The sequence below is a fragment of the Thermogemmatispora sp. genome (assembly GCF_019683755.1).
In the GTDB taxonomy this organism is placed as follows: domain Bacteria; phylum Chloroflexota; class Ktedonobacteria; order Ktedonobacterales; family Ktedonobacteraceae; genus Thermogemmatispora.
In genome coordinates, this window is sequence record NZ_JADGHT010000336.1 from 1 (window position 1) to 4,996 (window position 4,996).

The window sequence follows — 4,996 nt, forward strand, 5'->3', positions numbered from 1 at the left end:
CGATTAATCCGGCCTTCCTTACCTACCTGAACCCCTCCAGGGGCTTTCGCGAAAGCCCATGTTAAGCGGGTTTCCTATCCTTTCGGCAAACTTTAACTCGCCCTTAAAGGGGTTTAACCCCCGCTTAAAGAGAGATTAAAGCGACAACTGTACAATTCGGGTGGTGCGGAAAAGAGCAGGGCCTGCCCGAATAGAACAGCAACCCTGCCGAGGCCACAAGCATGGCCATCCGCCGAGTAGCCTATCTATTTTACGCTGCCGTCGCGCCACGGCAGCCTAACTGAGGAGGGGAAACCAGCGCTATGACACAGTACACACCTTTACCCAGCCATCGAGGGCACCCGCGCCTGAGATCCCTCAGTGCCCTCTTGCTGCTGGGCTTGTTAGCCTTGCTTGCCGCCTGCGGTAACAGCTCCAACACTAGCGGAGGCACCACCACAGGCAGCAGCAGCAGCAATACCTGTCCTTCAACCAAGCAGCTTACGGGCGCTGGATCGACATTTGACAATCCTTTATTCTCAAAAATGTTTCAGGAATATCCCAAGGTTAAATGTGGTATTAACGTAAACTATCAAGCGGTGGGCAGTGGAGCTGGCATCAATAACCTGCTGCAACACATCGTCGATTTCGGGGCCACGGACGCCCCCATGACCGATGATCAACTAAAGAAGAGTACCAGCGGGCCGATTCTCCACATCCCGATTACCATTGGAGCAGTCGCTATCTCCTACAACCTCAGTGGGGTTAGTCAGCTCAAGCTCACGGGGCCAATCCTGGCAGCGATTTACGAAGGCAAAATTACCACCTGGGATGATCCCCAAATCAAGGCGATCAACAGCGGCGTCAACCTGCCTCACAAGAACATCACCGTGGTCCATCGCTCTGACGGCAGTGGCACAACCAGCATCTTCACGCACTATCTCTCGGCAGTCAGCCCGGACTGGCAGAGCAAGGTTGGCGCCGGCACAACCGTTAACTGGCCCACAGGCGTGGGAGCTAAGGGCAGCTCGGGCGTAGCCGGGCAGGTCAAGAACACCGACGGCGCCATTGGCTACGTTGAACTTACCTACGTCCTTGCCAACAATATTCCCTATGCTCTACTCCAGAACGCCGCTGGCAAATTTGTGGCTCCTTCGCTTGACAGCGCTAAAGCCGACGCTGAAAGCTTCACCACTATTCCGGCAGACCTGCGCTTCTACATCGTCAATGGCAGTGGCGACAACGCCTATCCCATCACAGGCTTCTCATGGGTCGTAGTCTACCAAAACCAGAGCAACAGCGATAAGGGAGAGGCGCTCGCGCGCCTGCTCTGGTGGATGGTACACGACGGGCAGCAGTATGCTCAGCCTCTCAACTACGTGCCTCTGCCGGACACGATTGTCAGCAAAGATGAGGCCCAGATTAAGGCCATGCGCTGCGGGAGCAACGCCTGCTACAGCGGCTCCTGAAATCTGACCCAGACAGGTACTCAGCAACGAGAAAGCCTGGCAGGGCCCAATGCAGGCAGACAGAGAGGCAGGGGACTGTATCCCTCACAGATCAGTCCCCTGCCTCACCACCCAAGTGAGAGCGAGTCAGGGGAGGGCGAATGATTCAGGAGAGAGCCAATCTTACTAAGGCACAACAACAGTGGCTACGCTGGCAACGCCTGCTGCGAGCCCAGCGACCCGGGGACCTCTTTTTCCGAGGCATCACTCTACTGTTTGTCCTGATCGTCCTTGGGCTAGTTGTGGGCACAGCCTGGATACTTGTCAGCAACTCACTCCCGACCATCAGGCGCTTTGGCCTGAGCTTCCTAACCAATAAGGCCTTTGATCCCGTTCATGACACCTACGGAGTCCTGCCGGCCATCGCCGGCACCCTCATCACCTCCGCCTTTGCCCTGATCTTCGCCGTACCGTTGGGCCTGGGAGCCGCCATCTTTCTGGTCGATTTCTGCCCACGCCCGCTACGGCTGGTCCTGGCATTTCTCATAGATCTCCTGGCAGCCATTCCGAGCGTTATCTACGGCCTCTGGGGCTTCTTGGTCCTCGCTCCCTGGCTCCACAACTACGGCGAGCCGTGGCTACAACAACATCTGGGCTTTCTACCACTATTTCAAGGGCAGCCGGAGGGTGTTGGCTACCTCGGAGCCGGGATCGTGCTCACCATGATGATCCTGCCCCTCATCATCTCGGTCTCACGCGAAGTGATGCTGGTGACCCCGGTAGCGCAGCGAGAGGCTTTGCTGGCTCTCGGAGCGACTCGCTGGGAAGTCATCCGTCACGCAGTGCTGCCGTTCGCACGCGTAGGCATCCTGGGCGGCGTGATCCTGGCCCTCGGACGCGCCCTCGGCGAGACAATGGCTGTCACGATGATCATAGGGAACCAGGCCAATGAGCCAAGCTTCAGTCTCTTCACGCCCGGCTATACGCTGGCCAGCGTCATCGCTAACCAGTTCGGAGAAGCCACGCCTGGCCTCTTCCTGTCAGCCATTATTGAAGCCGGCCTTATCCTCTTCATCATCACTTTAATGACGAATATTCTGGCGCGCTGGCTGATAGCCAGCCTTCAGCGCCAGGCCCAAGGAAGCAGAGGAGGGCGCCCATGAGCGTGCCTATGCCTACCCATTCTTCTTCAGCTTCAACACTCCAGCCGGAGAAGGGCCAGACTCACCCATTCCTCGGCGCACGCTCCTCCCTGAACCTCAGGCGACGCCTGGTGAATGCCTTGGTCGTCCTTCTCACTACCCTGGCGGCCCTTTTCGCTGCCGGATTGCTGATCTATCTGCTCTTCTATGTCCTTAGCCAGGGCCTACGCTACATCAATCTCGACTTCTTCACCCAGCTACCAACGCCCAATGGCGAGCCAGGCGGCGGCATGGGAGAAGCTTTCCAGGGTAGCTTGATTCTGATCGCCCTCGCCTCACTGATGGGGGTTCCACTGGGGCTATTCACAGGCATCTATCTAGCAGAGTTCGGGCGTGGGCCTTTCGCCCAGGCTGTACGTTTTCTCGTCGATGTTCTCAACGGCATTCCTACCATCATCTTCGGTCTGCTAGCCTGGGTACTGATTGTCATCCCTATGCAGACCTTCTCGGGATTGGCTGGTGGCTTTGCGCTCGGCATGATCATGATCCCTATCGTTACACGCACCTCGGAGGACGTTCTGCGCCTGGTGCCGCGCGAGCTGCGCGAGGCCTCGCTGGCGCTGGGAGCAACGGAGGCACGCACAATCTTGCAGGTGGTGCTCCCAGCAGCGCGCAATGGCATCATTACGGGTGTAGTGCTAGCTATGGCACGTGTGGCCGGCGAGACAGCTCCCCTGCTAATGACCGCCTTTGGGACGACCTTTTGGAATACGGATATCACTCAGCCCATCGATGCCCTTCCACTGCGGATCTTTCAGTTCACACTCAGCCCATATCAACAGCAGGTCAATCAGGCCTATGCAGGCGCCTTCGTGCTCATCGTCCTGATCCTGCTCGCCTCCCTAGCCGTGCGCCTGGCCACGGGCGGCTTCAAGCAACACTGAACACTGCAAGGACACGGTGAGCAGCAAGGCTCAGTCAGGCCCGACGATAAGAAGGGAGTTCATCAATGGAGCAGGCTATTGCAGAGCAGCTAAGGAGTGGCGCGCCACCGAGAGCAGGGACGGCTCTGAGCATCGAACAGCTCAACGCCTGGTATGGACGAAAGCAGGCACTCTTTGACATCAATCTGACGGTGCCACCACTGAGCGTCACAGCCCTGATCGGACCTTCCGGCTGCGGCAAATCGACGCTGGTGCGCTGTCTCAATCGTCTCCATGAGACTATCCCCGGCGCGCGCGTTGAGGGCAGAGTCCTCGCCAACGGCCTTGATATCTACGGACGCGGTATCCGCCCCATGAACGTCAGGCGCCACATCGGTATGGTCTTTCAACAGCCCAATCCACTGCCGACACGCAGCATCTTTGAGAACGTGGCTATCGGGCCACGGCTCAATCTTGGACTGCGGGGAGCAAGGCTTAGGGAACTGGTTGAGCGCAGCCTGCGACAGGCCGCGCTCTGGGAAGAGGTCAAAGATCGCCTGCATAGTCCAGCCATCAGCCTTTCGGGCGGCCAGCAGCAGCGCCTGTGTATCGCCCGCGCTCTGGCGCTGGAGCCAGAGGTGTTGCTCATGGACGAGCCTTGCTCAGCCCTTGACCCTATCTCGACCCTCCAGGTGGAGGAACTGATCACATATCTCAAGCGACAGTACACCATCGTTGTCGTTACCCATAACATGCAGCAGGCCGCGCGTATCGCAGATCGTACGGCCTTCTTCTTGCACGGCCACCTCATCGAAGAGGGAGAGACTCAACAGCTCTTCACTCACCCGCGCAAGAAGGAAACCGAAGACTACATCAGTGGACGTTTCGGCTAGTCGGTTTGCTCAAGACAGCTCAGCAACAAGAGAGGGGATTACCGTGAAGGATACCTCAGCAGAGATTACAAACAATATGAGTAATACAGGTAACACCTTCCCGGAAGGCGTGAGTATCTTTTCGCGGAAGGTGGCCCGGAGCGGACACATTTCCTATGAAGGGCGCCCATACTTTATTAGTAAAGCTCTCGCCGGGCGCTACATTCGTCTGATTGTGACGAATAACCGCTTGATTGTGGATACCGCCATTCCACTCCATAAGGAGTATCAACTGCTCTAGCGGCGCAGCGCGAGGAAAGGCAATGGAGAACAATTTGAGTGGGCCACACTCGCGGCTGCCAGCGACGGAGGGGCGTCTCGCTAGCCGTCTATCTGAGACGCCCCCTGTCGATCTCAGGCTGAGCCATGCCCTTGGGGCAGCTGAGCCGGGTCAGCCGCCAGATCAGAATGCAGGCATCGCTATAGATGTCCGGCACCTCAATTTTTACTATGGGGCACGGCAGGTACTTTTCGACGTTTCGCTGCCGATTCGCGAGCGGCAGATCACGGCCCTGATCGGTCCATCGGGCTGCGGCAAATCAACGTTCTTGCGCACGCTCAACCGCATGAAC

The 4,996-nt window shown here is 57.7% G+C and carries 6 protein-coding genes; all 6 read left to right on the forward strand.

Annotated features, from left to right (window positions below; genetic code table 11):
- Positions 1-302 precede the first annotated feature (302 nt).
- A complete protein-coding gene (pstS, locus tag IRZ24_RS16630; RefSeq protein WP_297166565.1) occupies positions 303-1,448 on the forward strand; it encodes a phosphate ABC transporter substrate-binding protein PstS in 1,146 nt (381 codons plus the stop codon).
- A 140-nt stretch (positions 1,449-1,588) separates the two neighbouring features.
- Positions 1,589-2,590, forward strand: a complete 1,002-nt coding sequence (gene pstC / locus IRZ24_RS16635; protein ID WP_297166568.1) for a phosphate ABC transporter permease subunit PstC — start codon at positions 1,589-1,591, stop codon at positions 2,588-2,590.
- Positions 2,587-3,513, forward strand: a complete 927-nt coding sequence (gene pstA, locus IRZ24_RS16640) for a phosphate ABC transporter permease PstA (RefSeq protein ID WP_297166572.1) — start codon at positions 2,587-2,589, stop codon at positions 3,511-3,513. The genes pstC and pstA overlap by 4 nt, the downstream gene beginning before the upstream one ends.
- A gap of 65 nt (positions 3,514-3,578) precedes the next feature.
- Positions 3,579-4,385 carry a phosphate ABC transporter ATP-binding protein PstB gene (pstB, locus tag IRZ24_RS16645; RefSeq protein ID WP_297166575.1) on the forward strand — a complete coding sequence of 269 codons (807 nt, stop codon included), beginning with the start codon at positions 3,579-3,581 and terminating at the stop codon, positions 4,383-4,385.
- 76 nt (positions 4,386-4,461) lie between these two features.
- A complete protein-coding gene (locus IRZ24_RS16650) occupies positions 4,462-4,665 on the forward strand; it encodes a hypothetical protein (RefSeq protein WP_297166578.1) in 204 nt (67 codons plus the stop codon).
- 22 nt (positions 4,666-4,687) lie between these two features.
- On the forward strand, positions 4,688-4,996 hold a 309-nt coding region (locus IRZ24_RS16655; RefSeq protein WP_297166581.1), incomplete at its 3' end, for an ATP-binding cassette domain-containing protein.